Source organism: Kitasatospora sp. Ki12, assembly GCF_054601375.1.
On the sequence record NZ_BAAIHT010000002.1, the window covers coordinates 2,242,633 to 2,262,468 of the forward strand.

16 protein-coding genes and 1 pseudogene are annotated in these 19,836 nt (G+C 72.5%); 7 read left to right on the plus strand and 10 right to left on the minus strand.

All coding sequences use genetic code 11. The features are described 5' to 3' along the window. Positions 1-14: 14 nt before the first annotated feature. The 7 genes from ACYP53_RS27295 to ACYP53_RS27325 all read right to left on the minus strand — a co-directional run bounded on the left by ACYP53_RS27295 (position 15) and on the right by ACYP53_RS27325 (position 12,231). On the minus strand, positions 15-3,833 hold the full coding sequence (locus ACYP53_RS27295; protein WP_459649362.1) for an HD domain-containing protein: 3,819 nt from the start codon (positions 3,831-3,833) through the stop codon (positions 15-17). A gap of 63 nt (positions 3,834-3,896) precedes the next feature. Then, positions 3,897-4,355, minus strand: a complete 459-nt coding sequence (locus ACYP53_RS27300) for a hypothetical protein (protein ID WP_459649363.1) — start codon at positions 4,353-4,355, stop codon at positions 3,897-3,899. A 224-nt stretch (positions 4,356-4,579) separates the two neighbouring features. Beyond that, positions 4,580-5,911: a nitrate/nitrite transporter gene (locus ACYP53_RS27305; protein WP_459649364.1), complete on the minus strand. Its 1,332-nt coding sequence runs from the start codon at positions 5,909-5,911 to the stop codon at positions 4,580-4,582. Then, positions 5,908-6,267, minus strand: a complete 360-nt coding sequence (nirD, locus tag ACYP53_RS27310) for a nitrite reductase small subunit NirD (RefSeq protein ID WP_459649365.1) — start codon at positions 6,265-6,267, stop codon at positions 5,908-5,910. Before nirD ends, ACYP53_RS27305 begins: the two co-directional genes overlap by 4 nt. Beyond that, positions 6,264-8,867 carry a nitrite reductase large subunit NirB gene (gene nirB / locus ACYP53_RS27315; protein ID WP_459649366.1) on the minus strand — a complete coding sequence of 868 codons (2,604 nt, stop codon included), beginning with the start codon at positions 8,865-8,867 and terminating at the stop codon, positions 6,264-6,266. The genes nirD and nirB overlap by 4 nt, the downstream gene beginning before the upstream one ends. Next, positions 8,864-10,144 carry an NAD(P)/FAD-dependent oxidoreductase gene (locus ACYP53_RS27320; RefSeq protein WP_459649367.1) on the minus strand — a complete coding sequence of 427 codons (1,281 nt, stop codon included), beginning with the start codon at positions 10,142-10,144 and terminating at the stop codon, positions 8,864-8,866. Before ACYP53_RS27320 ends, nirB begins: the two co-directional genes overlap by 4 nt. Further along, positions 10,141-12,231 carry a molybdopterin oxidoreductase family protein gene (locus ACYP53_RS27325; protein ID WP_459649840.1) on the minus strand — a complete coding sequence of 697 codons (2,091 nt, stop codon included), beginning with the start codon at positions 12,229-12,231 and terminating at the stop codon, positions 10,141-10,143. Before ACYP53_RS27325 ends, ACYP53_RS27320 begins: the two co-directional genes overlap by 4 nt. A 336-nt stretch (positions 12,232-12,567) precedes the next feature. On the opposite strand from ACYP53_RS27325, the gene ACYP53_RS27330 reads away from it, so the two are divergent. Further along, a complete protein-coding gene (locus tag ACYP53_RS27330; RefSeq protein WP_189917023.1) occupies positions 12,568-13,689 on the plus strand; it encodes a uroporphyrinogen-III synthase in 1,122 nt (373 codons plus the stop codon). Beyond that, on the plus strand, positions 13,689-14,393 hold the full coding sequence (locus ACYP53_RS27335) for a sirohydrochlorin chelatase (protein ID WP_459649368.1): 705 nt from the start codon (positions 13,689-13,691) through the stop codon (positions 14,391-14,393). Before ACYP53_RS27330 ends, ACYP53_RS27335 begins: the two co-directional genes overlap by 1 nt. Here the strand turns inward: ACYP53_RS27335 and ACYP53_RS27340 are convergent. After that, positions 14,376-15,272: an alpha/beta fold hydrolase gene (locus ACYP53_RS27340; RefSeq protein WP_459649369.1), complete on the minus strand. Its 897-nt coding sequence runs from the start codon at positions 15,270-15,272 to the stop codon at positions 14,376-14,378. The two genes, ACYP53_RS27335 and ACYP53_RS27340, sit on opposite strands and share 18 nt — an antisense overlap. 58 nt (positions 15,273-15,330) lie before the next feature. Here ACYP53_RS27340 and ACYP53_RS27345 point away from each other — a divergent pair, with 58 nt between their 5' ends. The 3 genes and pseudogenes from ACYP53_RS27345 (at position 15,331) to ACYP53_RS27355 (ending at position 17,311) form a co-directional block, all read left to right on the plus strand. After that, the gene (locus ACYP53_RS27345) at positions 15,331-15,939 is read left to right on the plus strand and encodes a TetR/AcrR family transcriptional regulator (RefSeq protein WP_459649370.1); all 609 of its coding nucleotides are present in this window, start codon (positions 15,331-15,333) and stop codon (positions 15,937-15,939) included. 109 nt (positions 15,940-16,048) lie between these two features. Then, positions 16,049-16,501: pseudogene (locus ACYP53_RS27350) on the plus strand (GNAT family N-acetyltransferase); the annotation flags it as partial. Between the two features lie 108 nt (positions 16,502-16,609). Continuing rightward, entirely contained in the window at positions 16,610-17,311 is a 702-nt protein-coding gene (locus tag ACYP53_RS27355; protein WP_459649841.1) for a 2-phosphosulfolactate phosphatase, read from the plus strand. 35 nt (positions 17,312-17,346) lie between these two features. Here the strand turns inward: ACYP53_RS27355 and ACYP53_RS27360 are convergent, their stop codons facing one another. Both ACYP53_RS27360 and ACYP53_RS27365 read right to left on the minus strand, forming a co-directional pair. After that, positions 17,347-17,544 carry a DUF397 domain-containing protein gene (locus ACYP53_RS27360; protein WP_459649371.1) on the minus strand — a complete coding sequence of 66 codons (198 nt, stop codon included), beginning with the start codon at positions 17,542-17,544 and terminating at the stop codon, positions 17,347-17,349. 13 nt (positions 17,545-17,557) lie between these two features. Next, the gene (locus ACYP53_RS27365) at positions 17,558-18,409 is read right to left on the minus strand and encodes a helix-turn-helix domain-containing protein (RefSeq protein ID WP_459649372.1); all 852 of its coding nucleotides are present in this window, start codon (positions 18,407-18,409) and stop codon (positions 17,558-17,560) included. A gap of 188 nt (positions 18,410-18,597) precedes the next feature. Between ACYP53_RS27365 and ACYP53_RS27370 the strand changes: the two genes are divergently transcribed. Both ACYP53_RS27370 and ACYP53_RS27375 read left to right on the plus strand, forming a co-directional pair. Then, the gene (locus ACYP53_RS27370; RefSeq protein ID WP_459649373.1) at positions 18,598-18,921 is read left to right on the plus strand and encodes a hypothetical protein; all 324 of its coding nucleotides are present in this window, start codon (positions 18,598-18,600) and stop codon (positions 18,919-18,921) included. 175 nt (positions 18,922-19,096) lie between these two features. Then, positions 19,097-19,510 (plus strand): peptidase inhibitor family I36 protein, encoded by a 414-nt coding sequence (locus ACYP53_RS27375; protein WP_189917010.1) that lies wholly within the window; start codon positions 19,097-19,099, stop codon positions 19,508-19,510. Positions 19,511-19,836: the final 326 nt, after the last annotated feature.

The following is a 19,836-nucleotide window of genomic DNA, read 5'->3' on the forward strand; positions in this document are numbered from 1 at the left end:
GGTGAGCGGCGGATTCACACCTCCGAGGGGCCCGCCATCGGCACCCGCGCCAGCGCGGCCCGGATCACCTCGCCGACATCGGGCACGTCCATGCCCCACTCCCGGTACCACGCGGCGATCTGCGCCATCGAGTGTCCCGTCCTCAGCGACAGCTTCAGCAGGTCGACCAGGACGATCTCCTCCATCCAGCTCAGTGCGATCGACGCGACCCCGTTGCGGTTCAGGAGCTCGACCGCCTGGTCCAGGGTGAGTTCGGCCGGAAGGTCGTCACTGGACGGTACGAGTCCGCGCGTCCTCAAGTGGCGCGCCAGCTCCCCGGGGGGCCGTCGAAGCATACGGGCCGCCGCGATCAACCGGGCGAAGGGCACGGGCGCGCTCACCGTCAGGCGGTCCCAGTTCATCGCGCCGCCGGACGAGAAGAGCTCTTCGTCTCGTCGAGTGAGCCTTTCCGGCAGGTGGATCGGAATCTCCACTCCGTAGGCCCGGTAGCGCTCGATCACCTCGCGCAGCGTGGATCTCCTCGACTTCACCAGGTCAAAGAGCTGTTCGAAGGTCAGGTCAGTCGCAGGCCACTGGGACGGTCGCTTCAGGAACAGCTCCAAGTCCGCGACATGAGCGTCTTCCGGGAAGGGCGGCACACGGAATCCGGCGGTCCGAAGGACCTGTGCCACTCGTTCCACCGTCGCCCCCAGGTCTCGCGCCGCGCGCAGCAGATGCTCCGCCGGGACCGGTTCCGACCGATCCAGCCACGGGGTGGAGCCGTTGAGGTAGCAGCTCAACAGCACCACGGTCTCCTCGGAGGGGAAGGGCGGCAGGCCCGTCGAGTCCGCCGTGAGGCCGTGGTCCATCATGACCGCACAGACCCGATCGACCGAAAGCCCGAGCAGGCGACTGGCCTTGGCCAGATGCCCCGGCGCGACATCGCCTCCCGGGTGCGGCCCACCCCACAAGGCTCCCTTGCCGGACCGGCGCCAGAGAAAGACGGGGTTGGTGTCGACGGCGATCGCGAGATCGACCACCTCGCGGGCGACCTCTCGGCCCAGACCAGTCCAGAACTCTGCCGCCGTTGCCGCCGAGACCCCGCGCAAATCGGCGATGACCAGCAGGTCATTGACGACCGCCGGCGAGCGGTCATGCTCCTGTCCGACCATGTGGCCTCGACGGCCGCCAGGCGGAACCCCCAGAGCAGTGGCCCGGACACGGGCACTCTCCGGCGTGATGCCGAGTTCCTGGGAAAGCCCGGAGATCCACTCGCCCCTCAGATGTGTCCGACTCCGCCACGATCGAGTGCTGAATCGATGGTCACGCTCCGCCAGGACCGCGATGTCAGACGGCATCGCGGTCCGTACCTTCCCGGACACGAGCAGCTCCGGACAGAGATCGCCCAGTTCCGGGAACAGCGACTCCCTTCCGTGAGCCATGATCCGCCACAGCAGAACGTGATCGAGCGGGTCTCCGTCCACCTGCCCCGGAACATAGGCATCCGGGGCTTCGAGCGACTTGAGGATTCGATCATCGGCCAGGAACAATCCCGTGCGGCGGGTGTCGTATTCGACCTCGCGAAATTCGAACCGTCGGCCCTGTCGGGCGCATTCGGCCGCCACCAGATCGGCGAAATCGTAGTTCGTGTTCGTCACCCGGTGGAGCCAGTCCATCGTGAGTACGGCCGACTCACAGCTCACGAACTCGCCCACCGCTCCCTCGAGTAGTTCCCGAACGGTCTCCGACACATCGCTGATGACGCGGCGGCGGTCCACCGACAGCTTCCCCGGTGCCAGTCTTCCGGAGAGGTTCACCACCGCGCCGGACAGCCCGCTGGGCGAGATCACTCCGCGGACGACCTCCGGCTCGACCACCAGTCCGTCCACCAGCAACGCGCCACCGTGTCCGCACCAGGTCACCTGTGCCCCCTTCGGAGCGCCGACCCACGGTGCCGTCTCCCCTCCGGCGTCAAACCCGAACGCCTCGCCCTGTGGAGCCTTCCGCGAGCGGAGGACCCCGGGATCCCAGTGCGCTGCCCGGTCGCCGTGCACCGCCGAAGTCGGGAACTCCGCGATGCCCAGGAGGCGTTCGAGGACACCGACGGCCGACCAGGACTCCGCCGGTTCGATGTCGTCGCGCAGGTACAGGCGCACGGTGGTGCCGGGCTTCCGGCAGGTGTCCTCGCGTTCGACGATGCGGAAGAGGTGGCTGGGGCCGTAGATGGAGACCTCAAGCAGCGGGCCTGGCCGGCCGGTGGCGTCCATGCGGCAGGTGGTCACCTGGATCTCGTCGGCGAGCATGAAATAGCTCAGCACGCCGATGCCGAAGCGGCTGTTGGGGTGGAGTTCGACGGGTGGGTCGGCCTTTCGCCATTCGGCGCGTTCGAGTTTGAAGTCGAGCTGTTCGGCGAATCGGGCGCCGGCGTTGGAGAAGACGCCTCTCAACTCCGCCTCGCCCATGCCGACGCCGTTGTCCTGGCATTCCAGGTAGGCGCGGCCGTTCTCGTCGGCGCCTTGGCGGAACTCGATGCGGCCTTCGTAGGTGTAGCTGGCGCCGACGGTGTTGGTGCGGTCCAGGTATTCGGTGCGTGCGCGGCGGTAGCGGCAGGCGTCGAGGGAGTTCTGGTAGAGCTCGCGGACGGCCAGGTCGCGGTCGCGGTAGAGCTCGACGCCCATCAGCAGGCTGCGGACGCGTCGTTCGTCCAGCCGGAACCTCGCCCAGCCGGTGAAGGCGCCGGTGGCGGGGGCGGCTCCGTCGGAGGTGAGGCGGGTGGGGAGGGGGTGGTCGGTGAGTTCGCGGCGGACGGCGTGGAGGAGTTCGTCGGCGCGGGCGGTGTATTCGCGGAGGCCTTCGACGACGGCCTCGTGGTGGCATTCGGCGCGCAGGACGGGCAGGTCGTAGGAGCCGCCCCAGACGGCCTCGTCGAGGGTGCGGCGCAGGGCGGTGAGGTCGACTTCGTGGGGGATGCCGAGGTGTTCGGCGACGATGTCGGGGAGGGCGGTGGTTTCGATGGCGGTGCCGTGGGCGAGGGCGAGGAGGAGGGCCAACCGCCGTTCGCGGACCTGTTGTTCGCCGGGGGCTCGGAGGTGGTCGTCGGTGCTGAGGCCGGCGAGGTAGTCGCGGTTGGTGACGTCGGGGCCCCGGCGGAGGCCGTGCAGGAGGGCGCTGACGCGTTTCGGCGAGAAGGTCTCGCCGAGTTCGGTGAGGGCCGGCAGTGCGTCGAGGAGTTCGCGGACGGCGTCCGGGTCGGCGAGGTCCTCGTGCTGGTCGAGCCAGCGGTGGTAGAGCCACCAGCCGAGGGGGGCGGCCGACTTGGGCCGGGTGCGGGCGCGGTGGGTGAGCAGGTCGTAGGACTCGGTGAACTGCTCGTAGGCCGCGCGGTGGGCGTCGGGGGCCGGTGCGGGCAGCAGGTCGGTGGGGCGGACGCCGGTGCGGGCGGCGGCGAGGCGCAGGGTGCGGACCCGGTAGAGGAAGGGGGTGACCGCCAGCAGCGCGGCCTCGGCCGGGTAGAGGTCGAGGGGGCGGTCGCCGAGGAGCCAGCCGAGCCGGTCGGCGAAGCGGAGCGCGATGCCGGGGTCCTGCCAGGGGTCGTCGGCCAGGTCCACCGCGTCCCGCAGCCGGGCGAGTTCGCGGACGGCGGCGAGGGCCGCCCCGCGGTACGGCTCGGTGTCCCGGTCGGCCCGGATGTGCTGCCAGGCGCGTGACGCGGCGGCGTTCCGCACCCAGGGGTCGTCCTCGTCCGGGCCGGCCGGTGGACGCCGTCCGTCCAGGTACAGGTTCTCGATGTACCCGGCCTGGACGGAACTCCCGTGCACGGTGCTGTTGTTGATCGTGTTCGAGCCGTCGGTCACCGTTCGCGCCCCTCCCCGAGTGCAGGGCACGAGCGTAGGGCAAGCGCGTAGGGCAAGCGTGGTTCAGCTCGCGGGGCCGGTGACGAGCTTGGCGCGCTTGGCGTCGGCGGCGGCCTGGGGGGTGGCGCCGATGTTGGAGACCATGGCGGTGAGGACGGCGTCGGCGTCGGGGATCCAGTTGATGGTCTTGGACTGGACGACGATCCGCCGGTGCTGCTGGGTGCCGTCGCAGAGCACGTCGGTTTCGGCGGTGCGGCTGGAGCCGAAGGCGACGGAGGAGGTGTCCTCCGGGTCCTTCTGTTCGACGGAGACGGTGAGCGAGCGGGCGTCGTCGGCGACCGAGCAGAGGTAGCTGACGTCGACCCGGACGCGGCTGGGGATCTTCGGGTCGATGGTGGCGTTGTCGAGGGTGACGACGGTGGTGGCGGGCGCCGGGTCGGCGACCTCCTGGGCGGCCCGGGCGGGTGCGGCGAGGCCGGTGAGGGCCGTGGTGACGACCGTCAGGATGATCCACCGTTGCACTGCAACCTCCCGGGGCTGAGGACGTGTTGCGGCCGACGCTAACCGTCCGGCCGGAGCGGCGCGCGCCGGGGCCGTCCGCCCGTCATACCAACGGCCCAACGGTCCGACGCCCGCCGCTCTCACCGGCGCACCGGCCTGGGTGTCACCGTCGCTCTCACCGGCGCACCGGCCCGGGTGTCACCGTCGCTCTCACCGCCGCACCGGCCCGGGCGTCACCGTCGCTCTCACCGCCGCCGGAGCCAGACCGCCCAGGTCAGCACCGAGCAGAGCAGGTACGCCCCCAGGAACCCGAGGTACGCCGCATCCCCGTTGTGGCTGGCGAGGAAGGACTGCCGGAAGGCCAGGTTCACCAGCACCCCGCCGAAGGCCCCGATCGCCCCCGCGAGCCCGATCAGCGCGGCGGAGCGGCGGCGGGAGTCGGCCTCGGCGGCCGCCGGTTCGGCGCCGGCCACGACCGCCGCCCGGGCGACGGCCTGGTAGTGCGCCGGGATCATCTTGTAGGTCGAGCCGTTGCCGATGCCGCTGAGCACGAACAGGGCGATGAATCCGCCGAGGAACAGCGGGAACGAGCCCGCCCGCGAGGCGACCAGCACCACCGCCGTCCCGGCCCCCATCCCGAGGAAGGTGCACAGCGTGACCGCCGCCCCGCCGTACCGGTCCGCGAGCCGCCCGCCGACCGGTCGCAGCAGCGAGCCGAGGAGCGGTCCGAGGAAGGTGAGCGCGGCCGCCTTGACCGGGGTGTCGAAGCGCTCGTGGAACTGCACCTGGAGCACCTGCCCGAAGGCGAAGCCGAAGCCGATGAAGGAGCCGAACGTCCCGATGTACAGCGTGGAGACGGCCCAGCCGTACGGGTCGCGGGCCACCTCGCGCAGCGCCTTCCCCTCGCCGGGGCCGGTCGTCGCCAGGTTGTCCATCCGCCACCACGCCCCGACCGCCGCGAGCACGATCAGCGGCAGGTAGAGCAGCGGCAGCAGCCGGGGGTGGGCGGCCCCGGCGGTGGCCAGGACCAGCAGCCCGAGGAGTTGGACGGCCGGTACGCCGAGGTTGCCGCCGCCCGCGTTGATGCCGAGCGCCCAACCCTTGAGCCGGTGCGGGTAGAAGGCGTTGATGTTGGCCATCGAGGAGGCGAAGTTGCCGCCGCCGACGCCGGCCACGCAGGCGACGGCCAGCAGGGTCCCGTAGGAGACGCCGGGTTCCAGCACGAGGGCGGCGAGCCCGGTGGGGATGAGCAGCAGCAGGGCGCTGATCACCGTCCAGTTGCGTCCGCCGAAGCGGGCGACGGCGAAGGTGTACGGCAGCCGCAGGGTGGCGCCGAGCGCGGTGGGGAGGGCGGTGAGGGTGAACTTGCCCGCGGTGTCGATGTGGTACTGGGGCCCGAGGAAGAGGACGAGCACCGACCAGAGGCTCCAGACGGAGAAGCCGATGTGCTCGGAGAGCACGGAGAACACCAGGTTGCGGCGGGCGATCCGGGCGCCGGAGCGCTCCCAGAACTCCTCGTCCTCCGGGTCCCATCCGGCGAGCGGGGCGGGCGTTCTGGTGTCGAGGACGGTGGTCATGCGGCACGCTCCTCGGTGTGGACCCGCACCGGCCAGCGCCGCAGGACGGCGGGGGCGCCGTCGGGGGCGGTGTCCTCGTCCAGGCAGCGGCCGTCGGTGAGGTCGTAGACCTGCTTGTACATGGGCGAGATGAGGGTGGGCCTGTCGCCGCGGTTGCCGAGCAGGCCGCGGGAGAGGACGGGGGCGCCGCTGAACGGGTCGAGGTTGTCGACGGCGTAGAGCTCGCCGGCGCGGTCGCGGAAGAGCGCGACCTGTTCGCTGTCGGGGAGCAGCACCGCGACGCCGCGGCCGGGTTCGAGGTCGGTGAGGGCGCAGACGGTCCGCCAGCTGGTCCCGTCGTGGATCTGTACGGTCACGGGGTGAGCACCTCCAGTCGGGCCCCGGCGACGAGCACCGGGGAGTCGAGGGTGTGGCCGGCCTCGCCGGGGCGGGCGGGGCGGATCTGGCCGCGTTCGGGGACGAAGGTCACGGCGGGGTCGGGGGTGCCGGGGGCGTTGACGAAGGAGGCGAAGCGCCGCATCCGGTCGGGGTCGGCCAGCGTCTCGGCCCATTCGTCCCGGTAGCCGCCGATATGACGGTCCATCAGTTCGTCCAGCTCGGCGGCGATGCCGAGCGAGTCGTCCAGCACGACGGCCCGCAGGTGGTCCAGGCCGCCTTCCAGCCGCTCCAGCCAGACCGAGGTGCGCTCCAGCCGGTCGGCGGTGCGGATGTAGAACATGAGGTAGCGGTCGATGGTGCGGATGAGGGTCTCGCGGTCGAGGTCGGCGGCGAGCAGGTCGGCGTGGCGCGGGGTCATGCCGCCGTTGCCGCCGACGTACAGGTTCCAGCCGGCCGAGGTGGCGATGATGCCGAAGTCCTTGCTCTGCGCCTCCGCGCATTCGCGGGCGCAGCCGGAGACGGCGGCCTTGAGCTTGTGCGGGGAGCGCAATCCCCGGTAGCGGAGCTCGAGTTCGATGGCGAGGGTGGTGGAGTCCTGGACGCCGAAGCGGCACCAGGTCTCGCCGACGCAGGACTTCACGGTGCGCAGCGACTTGCCGTAGGCGTGTCCGGACTCGAACCCGGCGTCGACCAGCTTGCGCCAGATGACCGGCAGTTGGTCGACGGTCGCGCCGAACATGTCGATCCGCTGGCCGCCGGTGATCTTGGTGTAGAGGCCGTGGTCGCGGGCGATCTCGCCGATCGTGATCAGGCCCTCGGGGGTGATCTCGCCGCCGGGCACCCGGGGCACGACCGAGTAGGAGCCGTTGCGCTGCAGGTTGGCCAGGAAGTGGTCGTTGGAGTCCTGCAGGGTGCCCTGCTCGCCGTCCAGGATGTGGCCGTTGCCGAGGCTGGCCAGGACGGAGGCGACGGTCGGCTTGCAGATCTCGCAGCCCTCGCCGCCGTTGCCGTGCCTGGCGAGCAGCTCGGAGAAGCTCGCCAGGCCGGTGACCCGGACGATCTCGTACAACTCGGCGCGGGTGTGGCCGAAGTGCTCGCACAGGCCCTTGGCGGTGCTGACCCCGGCGGCCTCCAGCTCCTCGGTGACGACGGTGCCGAGCTGCTTGAGGCAGCTGCCGCAGCCGGTGCCGGCCCGGGTGCACTTCTTGACGGCGGCGACGCTGTCGGCGCCCTGCTCGCGGACGGCGGCGCGCACCGCGCCCTGGGTGACGTTGTGGCAGGAGCAGAGCACGGCGTCGTCGGGCAGCGCGACCGGTCCGGCGGAGGCGAATCCGGCGGGCAGCACCAGCTGTTCGGGGGCGACGGTGAGCGGCTTGCCGCCGACGGCGAGCGGGCGCAGGGCGCCGTAGCCCTCGGTGTCGCCGACCAGGACTCCGCCCAGCAGCGTGCCGTCGGCGCCGATGACGAGCTTGCGGTAGACGCCGCTGCGGCTGTCGCTGTAGAGCACGTCGAGGGCGCCGTCGGCGGTGCCGTGCGGGTCGCCGAAGCTGGCGACGTCCACGCCGAGCAGCTTGAGCTTGGTGGAGGTGTCGGCGCCGACGAAGCCTGTGCCGGTGGGACCGGAGCCCGCGAGCTCGGCGAGGGTGCGGGCCGCCGTCTCGGCCATCTGGTAGCCGGGGGCGACCAGTCCGTAGACCCGGCCGTCGACGGCCTGGGCGCATTCGCCGACGGCGAGGACCGCCGGGTCCTCCGTACGGCAGTGCGCGTCGACCACGACACCGCCGCGCGGACCGACCGGCAGTCCGCAGTCCCGGGCGAGCTGGTCGCGGGCGCGCACGCCGGCTGAGAACACCACCAGGTCGGCCGCCAGTTCGCGGCCGTCGGCGAGGGCGAGGCCGCGGACGGCGCCGTCCGGGCCGGTGAGCACACCGCTGGCGCCGGCGCTGGTGTGGACGGTGACGCCGAGCTCCTCGATCTTGCGGCGCAGCGCCGCGCCGCCGCCGTCGTCCACCTGGACGGCCATCAGCCGGGGCGCGAACTCCACGACGTGGGTGTCCAGTCCGCCGGCCCGCAGGGCGCCGGCGGCCTCCAGGCCGAGCAGTCCGCCGCCGACGACCACGCCCGTCCGGGCGGTCCCGGCCTGGGCGCGAATCGCGTCGACGTCCTCGATGGTGCGGTAGACGTGGCAGCCGGGCGCGTCCGTGCCGGGCACCGGCGGGACGAAGGGCACCGAGCCGGTGGCCAGCACCAGGACGTCGTACCGGACTTCGGCGCCGGACCGGGTGGCCACCAGCCGCCGTTCGCGGTCGATCGCGGTGGCCGGGTCGCCCAGCCGCAGGTCGATGCCGTGCTCGGCGAGGAAGCCGGACGGGCAGAGCGTCAGGTCCTCCGCGGTGCTGCCGGAGAACAGGGCGCTCAGGTGGACCCGGTCGTAGGCGGGCCGGGGCTCCTCGGCGAGCACCGTCACCCGCCAGCCGCGCGCGGCCGGCTGCTCGGTCCAGGCCTCCAGGAAGCGCTGGCCGACCATGCCGTGGCCGACCAGGACGAGGTCTCGAATGCTGCGGTCGTCTGTGGTCAACGCACGTCTCCAGTCATCACGGTTCCTTGGGTGAGCAGGTGCAGGGGGTGGCCGGCGAGTGCACCGCCGTCGGCGAAGGCGCCGGCCAGCGCGTCCACGGTGGCCAGGTCGCCGAGCAGGATGGCGCCGACCAGGCGGTCGCCGCGCAGGAGGAGCTTCTTGTAGCTGCCGCGGGTGGCGTCGGTGAGCCGCAGGACGTCGAGGCCCGGGTCGAGGGTCTCGTCCACGGTGCCGAAGGCCGCGTACTCCAGGCCTCCGGTGCTGAGCCGGGCGCGCGGGCGGGTGCCGGGGTAGCGGGCGTCCGGTTCGGCGCCGGAGAGCCGGCGGGCGAGCACGTCGGCCTGCTCCCAGGCGGGGCCGGCCAGACCGTGGACGGTGCCGCGGTGTTCGGCGCAGTCCCCGATCGCGGACACGCCGGGGGCGGCCGTCAGGCCGTCGTCGACCAGGACGCCGGTGGCGACGGGCAGTCCGGCGGCGTGGGCGAGCGCGGTGCGCGGCCGGGTGCCGCAGGCCAGGACGACCAGGTCGCAGTCGAGCCGGTAGCCGTTGGCGAGCTCGACGGCGCCGACCCTCCCCCCGCCTTCGGCCTGGGGGTACCTCCCGGCCGTCAGGCTGGGGGCGGATCCCCCGATGCCGCCGTGCACGGCGCGGGCCCGGTTGCCGGTGTAGCACTCGACGCCGAGCGACCGGAGCCGCTCGCGCAGCACCACCGCCGCCTCGTCGTCGAGTTGGCGTTCGATCAGGTGCGGGGCCTGGTGGACGATCTCGGTACGGACACCGAGCGCGGCCAGCGCCCGGGCGGCGCTCACCCCGAGCACCCCGCCGCCGATCACCACGGCCCGTTCGGCGCCGACGGCCTCCTCGGCGAGCCGGGCGCAGTCCTCCAGGGTGCGCAGCGTGTGCACGCCCTCGATCAGGCCGTACCCGTCGGCGCGGCGCAGTCCGCGCACCGGCGGCAGGACCGGGTTGGCGCCGGTGGCGAGGACCAGTTCGTCCCACTCCTCGACGCCGCCGTCCGCGAGCCGCAGGGTCCGGGCGGCCGGGTCGATCGCCACGACCTCGCAGCCGGGCCGGGCCGTCGCCCCGCCGAGCGGCAGGGCGATCGACTCCGCGTCGTAGCGCCCGGTCAGCACCTCGGCGAGCAGCACCCGGTTGTACGGGGCGCGCGGTTCGGCGCCGTACACGGTGACCGTGCCGGGCCCGCCGAGCGCCCCGTAGCGCTCGGCGAACCGGGCGGCCGCCATGCCGCCGCCGACCACGGCGATCCTCGGGGTCATGGCGTGGCCTCCTTCTGGGCGGGCTCCACCCGCACCGCGCAGAGCTTGAACTCCGGCATCCGCGACACCGGGTCCAGCGCCGGGTTGGTGAGGCTGTTGGCCCGGCCGGCGCCGGACCAGTGGAAGGGCATGAAGACGGTGTCCGGCCGGATCGCGTCGGTGACCCGCGCCGGGGCGACGGCCCGGCCGCGCCGGCTGGTGACGGCGACCGGCTGGCCTTCCGCGATCCCGAGCCGCTCGGCGAGCCTCGGGTGCAGCTCGACGAACGGGCCGGGCGCGGCCGCGTTGAGCTCGGCGACCCGGCGGGTCTGCGCGCCGCTCTGGTACTGGGCGAGCACCCGGCCGGTGGTCAGGTACAGCGGGTACGCCTCGTCCGGTTCCTCGCCGGCCGGGCGGTGGGTGACGGCGGCGAAGCGGGCCCGGCCGTCCGGGGTGGCGAAGCGGTCCAGGAACAGCCGGGGCGTGCCGGGGTGGTCCTCGGACGGGCAGGGCCAGAACACCCCGTCCTCGGCGGCGATCCGGGCGTAGCTGACGCCCGCGTAGTCGGCGTCGCCGCCCGCCGAGGCGCGCCGCAGCTCGTCGAAGGCCCGCTCGGGCTCGACCGGGAAGCCGTCGGCCGCCGAGCCTTCGACCGGGAAGCCGTCGGCCTGGCGCCCCGCCGGGACCCCGAGCCGGGCGGCGAGTTCGCGCAGCACCCAGAGCTCGCTGCGGACGCCCTCCGGCGGGTCGACGGCGCGGCGGCGCAGGATCACCCGGCCCTCCAGGTTGGTGGTGGTGCCGTCCTCCTCGGCCCACTGGGTGACCGGCAGGACGACGTCCGCGAGCCGGGCCGTCTCGGAGAGCACCAGGTCGGCGACGACCAGCAGGTCCAGGGCGCGCAGCCGCTCGGTGACGTGCCCGGCGTTCGGCGCGGACACCGCAGGGTTGGAGCCGGCCAGCAGCAGGGCCCGGACGCCGCCGGGGCGGCCGAGGCCGTCCAGCAGCTCGTAGGCGGACTTGCCGGGGCCGGGCAGGCTCTCGGCCGGCACGCCCCAGACGGCGGCGACGTGTTCCCGCGCCGCCGGGTCCTCGATCGAGCGGTAGCCGGGCAGCTGGTCGGCCTTCTGGCCGTGCTCGCGCCCGCCCTGCCCGTTGCCCTGGCCGGTCAGGCAGCCGTAACCGCTGTACGGGCGGCCGGCCTTGCCGGTGGCCAGGCACAGGTCGATCCAGGCGCCGACGGTGTCGGTGCCCTTGCTCTGCTGTTCCGGGCCGCGCGCGGTGAACACCATGCCGGTCTCCGCCTCGCCGAACAGCCGGGCCGCCTCGCGGAGCCGGTGCGCGGGGACACCGGTGATCCGCTCCACCCGGTCCGGCCAGTGGGCCATCGCCGACTCGCGCGCCCGCTCGAAGCCGGTGGTCCGCCCGGCGACGAACTCCTCGTCCACCAGGCCGTCCGCGACGACCAGGTGGAGCAGGCCGAGGGCCAGTGCCAGGTCCCCGCCGGGGCGGGGCTGCAGGTGCAGGTCGGCCAGCTCGGCGGTGCGGGTGCGGCGCGGGTCGACCACGATCAACCTGCCGCCGTTCTCCCGCAGTTCGCGGAGGTAGCGGACGGCGGGCGGCATCGTCTCGGCCGGGTTGGCGCCGACCAGGATCAGGCAGCCGGTGTGCGGGACGTCGGCGAGCGGGAACGGCAGCCCGCGGTCCAGGCCGAAGGCCCGCCGGTGCGCCGCGGCCGCCGAGGACATGCAGAACCGGCCGTTGTAGTCGATGTTGGCGGTGCCCAGCACCACCCGGGCGAACTTGCCCAGCAGGTAGGCCTTCTCGTTGGTGAGCCCGCCGCCGCCGAACACGCCCACCGCGTCCGGCCCGTGCTCGGCCCGGGTCCGGGCCAGCCCGGCGGCCACCCGGTCCAGCGCCTCCGGCCAGCCCGCCGAGCGCAGCGGCCCGCCCGGCCGGTCCCGCAGCAGCGGGCCGGTCAGCCGGACGTCCCGGGCCAGCAGCGCGGGCGCCGAGCGGCCCTTGCCGCAGAGCGCGCCGCGGTTCACCGGGAAGTCCGGGCGCTCCAGCACCTCGACCGGGGCGTCCGCCGTGGGGCCGCCCAGCCGCATGCCGCACTGCAGCGAGCAGTACGGGCAGTGCGTGTCGGTGGCCGCGGCGGGGGCGGCGGTGGCGGCCCCGGCGGTGGTGGCGGCCCCGACGGTGGTGGCGGCCCCGGCGGCGGGGGCGGCGGCGTCCGGGCTGGTCGGCGTCATGCCGAGAAAGGTCGCCGCCCGCTGTTTCGCGATCGGGTCACCGGTGTTGCGGCCGCGGTACGCCTCGCTCACGGTCCCAGGTCACCGGGGTGCACGGTCGGACATCTGCCGTAACCGGAAGGGCACTTTCGCTTACCGGTAGGTGACGGCTGGGCAATCCCCCCGTAACAGGAGCACCGCACGCTGACCGCCATGGCAACCCTCACCCAGCCCGGACCGCTCACCGGCTTCACCGTCGGGGTCACCGCCGCCCGCCGCCGCGAGGAGCTCACCGCCCTGCTCGCCCGGCGCGGCGCCCAGGTGGTCGAGGCTCCGGTGCTGCGCATCCTGCCGCTCGCCGACGACCTCGCCCTGCGCGAGGCCACCGACCGCTGTCTGGCCGCCCCGCTCGACTACGTGGTGGCCACCACCGGGGTCGGCTGGCGCGGCTGGATGAGCGCGGCCGAGGGCTGGGACCGGGGCGCCGCCCTCGCCGAGGCCTGCCGCGGCGCGGTGGTGCTCAGCCGCGGTCCCAAGGCCACCGGCGCGGTCCGGGCCAGCGGGCTCGACGAGGGCTACTCCCCCGGCACCGAGGCCACCGACGAACTGCTCACCTGGCTGCTCGCCCGCCCGCTCGCCGGGTGCCGGATCGCCGTCCAGGAGCACGGGGTCCGACTGGACGGCTTCGCCGCCGCGCTGCGCGAACGCGGCGCCGAGGTGATCTCCGTCCCGGTCTACCGCTGGGCACCCCCGGAGGACCCGGGCGCGGTACGCAGACTCATCGACCAGACCGTCCGCCGCCAGGTGCACGCACTCACCTTCACCAGCGCCCCCGCGATCACCGCCCTGCTCACCGCGGCCGAGGCCGAGGGGCTGTACGAGGCGCTGATCGACGCCCTGCGCGAGGACGTCCTGCCGGTCTGCGTCGGCACCCTGTGCGCCCGGCCGCTCGCCGACCTCGGCCTGCCCGCCGTCCACCCCGAGCGCGGCCGGCTCGGCTCGCTGGTCCGGCTGCTCGCGGACGTCCTGCCGGTCCGGGCGCGTCGTGAAGTCCCGCTGGACGGCCAGGTGTTGACCCTCCAGGGCAACGCCGCCCTGGTCGACGGCGAGAGCCACATGCTCAGCCCGCGCGGCGCCGCCGTCCTGCGCGCCCTCGCCGAACGCCCCGGCCGGGTGCTCAGCCGCGCCGAACTCCTGCGCGCCGCCTGGCCGGACGCCACGGCCGACGAGCACGCCGTGGAAGCCGCCGTCGGCCGGCTGCGCGCCGCCCTCGGACCGCACGCCGCCCTGATCCGCACCGTCCCCAAGCGCGGCTACCGGCTGGCGGCCGGCTGATGCCGCCGGTCCTGCTCGCCGTCGCCCACGGCAGCCGCGACCCGGCGGCCGTCACCTCGACTCGCGCCCTGCTCCGGCTGGTCCGCTCCCTCCGCCCCGAACTCACCGTCCGCTGCTGCTTCCTGGACCTCGCGGAGCCGTCCCTTCCGCATGCCCTCGACCGGCTCGACGACCGGCAACCGATCCTGGTCCCCCTCCTCCTCGGCACCGGCTACCACGTACGCGTCGACATCCCCGCCGCCCTCGCGTCCGCCGGCCTGCCTCCCGAATGCCTCACCCCCGCCCTCGGCCCCCACCCCCTGCTCGCCGAAGCCCTCGCCGACCGCCTCACCGAGAGCTGCGCCCCGGCGGACACCCCCGTGGTCCTCGCCGGAGCCGGATCCTCCGACCCCACCGCCCTCGCCGACACCGAACGGATGGCCCACCTCCTCGCCACCCGCCTCGGCCGCCCCGTCACCCCCGCCCACCTCTCCGCCGCCACCCCCACCCCCCACCAGGCCGTCGCCGCCCTCCAGAGCGCCGGCCACCCCCGGGTCGCCCTCGCCACCTACCTCCTCTCTCCCGGCTTCTTCGCCCGCCGCGCCGCTGGTGCCGAAGCGACCTGGACCACCGCCCCCCTCGGAGCCCACTCAGCCGTCGCCCGCCTCGTCCTCCACCGCTACGACGAGGCCCGAGCCACCTCAGCCCTACTCGCCGCCGCCTGACACCCCACCGACGAACGCCAGCAGCCGCTCGTTGACGAGCTCCGGCCGCTCCAAGTTCAGCCCGTGCCCGGCCCGTTCGAGGATTTCCGCCCGCACCCCCGGAATCAGCGCCGTCACCCGCTCCACCACCTGGCGCGGCCGCAGCAGCGCGCTGCGCTTGCCCACCAGCACCAGCGCGGGCAGCGCGATCGACCCCAACTCCTCGTCGGTGAACGGCCGGGCCGGCGGCCGGGAGCTCGGCCTGTAACCGCGCATCGCGAGCATCAACGGCGCGATCATCTCGGGCGGCGCGCTCAGCGCCGGGTTGGCCAGCAGCCGCCCGACCGCCGGGCGCAGCGGTCGCGGGGCCAGCATCCCGAACAGACCAGCGACCATGTGGAGGTAGAACCGCGCGGGCACCTTCTCGATCCCGCCCGGATCCAGCGGCGCGACCGACGCGAGGCGCTCGGGCGCGTGGACGGCCTGGTTGAGGGCCAGCCATCCACCGTACGAGACCCCGACCAGGTGCACCCGCTCCAGCCCCAGACCGGCGAGCACCTCCTCCAGCCAGGCCGCGTTCTCCTCCGACCCCGCCGCGACGGCGCGTTGGACGCTACGGCCGGGGTCGTCCAGGGTGTCGATCGCGTACACCGGGTGGTGCTCACCCAGGGCGGCGACCTGCGGGTACCAGTTGGACGGATGCCCGGCGTGGCCGTGCAGCAGCACGATCGGTTCGCCGGTCGTCGCGCCGTAGCGGTGAACGTGCACGCTCCCGTACGTGGTCTCGACATCGAACTCCTGGCGCGGACTCGGCCACAGCTCCATCGCCCGGTCGTACGCCGCAAGGAACTTCGCCCGAGCCGCCTCGCTGACGAAGTGTCCGACGCTGGTCCTGGTCATGATCCCCTCCCAGTTTTGATGGTATGGTTGTACCACAAAAACATTCGGAGGGAACCCGATGCCGAAGCTGGTGGATCACGAGGAACGGCGGGCCCACATCATCGACGCCCTGCTCCGCTCGGCGGCCCGGAACGGACTGCACGCCGTCACCATGCGCTCCGTCGCGATCGAGGCAGACGTCTCCGTACGCCTCGTCCAGTACTACTTCGACACCAAGGAACAGCTACTGCTCGCCGCCATGACCCGCCTGGCCACCCGCATGGGCGAACGCGTCCAGCACCGCGTCCGCACAGCCGGCACCACCGCCGACCCCCGCGGCATCATCGAGGCGGTGCTCCTCGAAGCCGTCCCCACCGACGAGGAGAGCCGCACCTTCCACCTCGTCTACACCGAGTACGCGGTGCTCTCCGTCACCGACCCCGCCCTGGGCGGACAGCCCTTCCTCGCCGCCCCCGACGAGATGGAATCCTTCCTGGCCGCCCAGCTGACCGCCGCCCAACAGGCCGGGGACGCCGCCCCCCACCTCGACCCCCGCCAGGAGGCCGTCGTCCTCCTCGCCGTCTCCGCCGGCCTCGGCCTGAGCGTCCTGCTCAACCAGCGCACGGCGGATGCAGCGACCACCGTCCTGCACTACCACCTCGGCCGCATCTTCCCCGACCGCGCCTGAGAGCAGCGACGGTGTCGGAGCCGCCGCCCGAGCTTGCCGTCGACCTTGGTGCGCCTGGCGTTCCCAAAAATGCTTCGCGCGTGCGAACAGCCTGCCCGATGATCGCAGGATGGACCTCCCGCTGAACGTGATCGAGCTCGACGGCGGCCTCACCCTGAGGCGCTTCAGGGGCGAGGCGGACTACCCGGAGTTCCTCCGGCTGATCGAGGAGTCCGCCGAACACGTACGGCCCTGGATGTCCTGGATCGCCGACCACACCCCGGCCGCGGCAGCCGAGTTCGTCGCCACCCGCGACGAAAAGTGGGAACGCGGCGACAGCTACACCTACCTGATCGTCCAGGACGGCCGGATGGTCGGCGCCGCCAGCCTCTACCGGCGCGAGGAATCGGGGCCCGCCGTACGCGAGATCGGCTACTGGCTGCACCCCGACGCCACCGGCCGCGGCCTCGTCACCCGGGCCGCCCGAGCCATGATCGCCGAAGCCTTCCGGCTGCCCGGCGTCGACCACGTCGAGATCTGGCACGACCCCGGCAACCACCGCAGCGCCGCCGTCCCCGCCCGCCTCGGCTTCACCGTCCACCTCCGCCGTCCCGCCGAGCGCGTCACCCCGGCCGCCACGGGGGAGGAACAGATCTGGCGCCTCTCGCGGGGCGCGGAGGACTGCACCGGCATGGACGCTCGTTTCGTCGGTATCGCTGAGCTGGTCGAGGTCCCGTCCGTGGCGGTCGTGGTCGACGTCATGCGCGCTTTCACCGTGGCGGCCTGGGCCTTCGCCCAGGGGGCGGAGAAGATCGTTCTCGCCGCGTCGTTGGACGACGCCCTGGCACTGAAGACCCGCCACCCGGGTTGGGTGGCACTCAAAGACGGTCCGCCCGCTGCTGGGTTCGACCTGGTCAACTCTCCGGGAATGCTGCGGTCGGCCGACCTTCGAGGACGGACCGTTGTGCAGAAGACCACCGCGGGGACGGTCGGTGCCCTTGCCGTGAAGGACGCACCGTTGGTGCTGTGCGCCGGCTTCGTGGTGGCGGAGGCGACCGCTCGGCTCCTGCGGACACGCAAGAGCCGCAGTGTCACGTTCGTAGTCACCGGCGAAGACGGACGGGCCGATGAGGATGTGGCGTGCGCTGAATACATCGCTCGTAGGTCGACCGACGCCGAGGCGGACGCTTCTGTGTTCCTCCGCCGAGCTGCCGAGTCGCGCGCCGCCGCCGAGCTTGCGGCGGGGGTGCGTCAGGGAGTGCGCCCCGACGACATCGCACTCTGCCTTGAGCTCGACCGGTTTCCCTTCGCCATGGTGGCGGCCTTGGAGGACTCGCTCATGGTCCTGCGTCCGTGCACCGTGCCTGCGCAGGTCGACGCCCCCGCGATCTGACGAGACCGCCCCCAGTGCTGCGGGCCCCGACCGAACTACGTCGTCAGATGGTCGAACTCCCCTGCCTTGACGCCGAGGAGGAAGGCGCGGAACCTGTCGGGCGAGGTGGTGATGATGACGTCCGGGTCATCGCTCTCGCGGATCTCTATGGCGCAGCCAGCGATTGCTGAGACATATACGCAGTTGGCGGCGTCGCCACTGAACGAGGACTTCTGCCAGTTGTGAACGGCCATATTCGGTCCTGTCTCAGATGCTCTGGGCGATGCGGCGGATAAGGTCGCGGGATGCGTCCGGCCGAAGCGCGCCCTCCTCCAGCCGATCCATGACAGCCCGATATTTGATCAACTGCGGCTCGGTGTCAACGAACTCCGATCTGTCGCCGTCGACCTGGACACTGTCCAATCGTGCGACCTCAGACTTGAAGTACACAATCCCGGCGCCAGAGCTGGGGTAGCTCCCCGTCCCGAACGGGATCACCTTCAGATCGATGTGTGGTCGCTCGCTCGCGGTCAGCAGGTATTCCAGCTGTTCACGCGCGACCATCGGGCCGCCGAAGCCCATGCGCAAGGCGGCCTCGTGGACGACGGCGGACAGCGGGATCGGCTGCTCGCCATAGATCACTGCTTGCCGCTTGATGCGATGGGAGACGAGATGCTCCACTTCCGGCGGTGAGAGGCGTGGGACGACATCCCGAAAGAGCGCGCGGGCGTGCTCTGGAGTCTGGAGAAGACCAGGGATGTGAATCGCGGAAGCGATCCGCATCGACTGCGCATGGTGTTCGAGTACGGCCAGGTCGAGCGCTCCGGCCGGGAGGATTTCGCGGTACTCCTCCCACCAGCCCCGCGTGCGACCGCCGGTCATGTTGGTCAGCGCCTCGATCAGGGCATCATCCACGCAGCCGTAGAGCCGGGCCAGGGTCCGTACCCGGTCCGCGCTCACCGGGTACCCGCCGGATTCGATGTTGCTGATCCGGGACTGCGGGGTGCCGTGAAGTTCCCCGGCTCGCGTGACCGACAATCCCGCCTGCTCGCGCAGCCGGCGCAACTCCGTGCCGAGTCGCCGCTGCCGGATGCTCGGCGGGATCTTGCTGGGCGGCATCCGCTGCTCCCTTCCCTCGCTCGCCGTGACCGGCGTCGTTCATCCTTTGGAGTGGCGGTGATATCACTTCTCCAGAGGTGGTGGACTACATACTACCTACTGGCTACTTTTGATCCTGCGTCAGAGACGATCGCTGCCCACGGTGTCGGCAGTGAAGCGTCCAACTCCCGTTCACGTAGGAGACTTCCATGACCGCCCAGCCCTCGCCAAACCCCCGCCCGTTCGACCAGGAGCTGTGCGGGCTCGTGCTCGACACCGCCCCCAGGCTGTTCGCCGTCGTCCAGGTGTGCGGCGAGGGCCCTGCCGACGCCGACGGGTGGGTCGTGGCCTGGGGGCTCGCCGACAACGACGGGCCGACGCACGTGATCGGCATCGATGGGCGGCTGCGGATGACCCTCGCGTCACCCGAGCGAGCCGTACGACACTTCACCGGGCAACCGGGGATCACCGCGCGGCTGGTCTGGCTCGCGCAGCCGGGTGCCGCCGCGTTGGACCGGGCCGAAGCCGCCTGAGCCCTCCGAAACCAGCGCCGCCGCCTCCGGATGTGTCCACAAGCGGAACGATGCGAAACCATGGCGCCAACGAGACTGCCGTGCCAGCCTGTTCGAGGCCTCAAGCGGACAGCGGTCGAACACTGACCGCACCCATCGGCCTTCCTGCACTGTCGACTTGAGACGGGAGTACGGAATGCGCATCACGATCAAACCGCGTGCGGCCAGGCTCGCAGCGGTGGCGGCACTGACGGCCGGCGCGGTGGCCATGGCCACCGGGAGCGCCTACGCCGCCGGTCCGGGCGGGGCAGAGACCTGCCCCAGCGGTAGCGTCTGCCTGTACTACAACTCGCCCGGGAACGGCTGGGGTTCGTTCGAGAACTGGTCCCCGGGCCAGAACGTCGACCTGCACAACTTCACCTTCGCCCACTGGGCGAACGGCTCGGGCTACGGCCAGACCGTCTACCAGAACGCGGCTTCGATCGTGAACAACACCGGCCACACCGTATGGGTCAGCCGGGTCAGCGACGGCCTCTGGTACGCCTACGGCAACGGATACGCAGGATCACTCAACATCACGGCCAACGACGACGCCCGCCTGTTCACCTGACAGATCATCCGAAAGACCCGCAGGGGCCTCCACCTCGCGTGGAGGCCCCGTCGCGGCTGCGCGAACCACCACCCGTCAACACGCCCGTCCGGATGGCGCGCCTGCCGACGAAGGCATGGGTCGAGCTCTCTCACGGGTCATCCCATTCACCTGCGTCCGCCGCTGCTCTCTCGTCAGCGCGAGAACCAGGAGAGCTACCCAAGTTTGGGAGGCACGGGATGATTGGGTATATATCGGAGCCGGAGCGACTCCCAGTAGCGGCTGCCAAGGTGGATGAGGGAGCAGACAAGGTCTCACAGTCCGACACCGGCTTCGGTGAGTCGGCG

What these genes read in the sequence shown, in the direction of transcription:
- ACYP53_RS27375 (WP_189917010.1), top strand. Translation starts at nt 19,097, where the DNA reads ATGCGCATCACGATCAAACCGCGTGCGGCCAGGCTCGCAGCGGTGGCG.
- ACYP53_RS27345 (WP_459649370.1), top strand. Translation starts at nt 15,331, where the DNA reads ATGCCGAAGCTGGTGGATCACGAGGAACGGCGGGCCCACATCATCGAC.
- ACYP53_RS27340 (WP_459649369.1), bottom strand. Translation starts at nt 15,272, where the DNA reads ATGACCAGGACCAGCGTCGGACACTTCGTCAGCGAGGCGGCTCGGGCG.
- ACYP53_RS27320 (WP_459649367.1), bottom strand. Translation starts at nt 10,144, where the DNA reads ATGACCCCGAGGATCGCCGTGGTCGGCGGCGGCATGGCGGCCGCCCGG.
- ACYP53_RS27305 (WP_459649364.1), bottom strand. Translation starts at nt 5,911, where the DNA reads ATGACCACCGTCCTCGACACCAGAACGCCCGCCCCGCTCGCCGGATGG.
- ACYP53_RS27360 (WP_459649371.1), bottom strand. Translation starts at nt 17,544, where the DNA reads ATGGCCGTTCACAACTGGCAGAAGTCCTCGTTCAGTGGCGACGCCGCC.
- ACYP53_RS27370 (WP_459649373.1), top strand. Translation starts at nt 18,598, where the DNA reads ATGACCGCCCAGCCCTCGCCAAACCCCCGCCCGTTCGACCAGGAGCTG.
- ACYP53_RS27330 (WP_189917023.1), top strand. Translation starts at nt 12,568, where the DNA reads ATGGCAACCCTCACCCAGCCCGGACCGCTCACCGGCTTCACCGTCGGG.
- ACYP53_RS27355 (WP_459649841.1), top strand. Translation starts at nt 16,610, where the DNA reads ATGGACGCTCGTTTCGTCGGTATCGCTGAGCTGGTCGAGGTCCCGTCC.
- ACYP53_RS27365 (WP_459649372.1), bottom strand. Translation starts at nt 18,409, where the DNA reads ATGCCGCCCAGCAAGATCCCGCCGAGCATCCGGCAGCGGCGACTCGGC.
- ACYP53_RS27335 (WP_459649368.1), top strand. Translation starts at nt 13,689, where the DNA reads ATGCCGCCGGTCCTGCTCGCCGTCGCCCACGGCAGCCGCGACCCGGCG.
- ACYP53_RS27325 (WP_459649840.1), bottom strand. Translation starts at nt 12,231, where the DNA reads ATGCGGCTGGGCGGCCCCACGGCGGACGCCCCGGTCGAGGTGCTGGAG.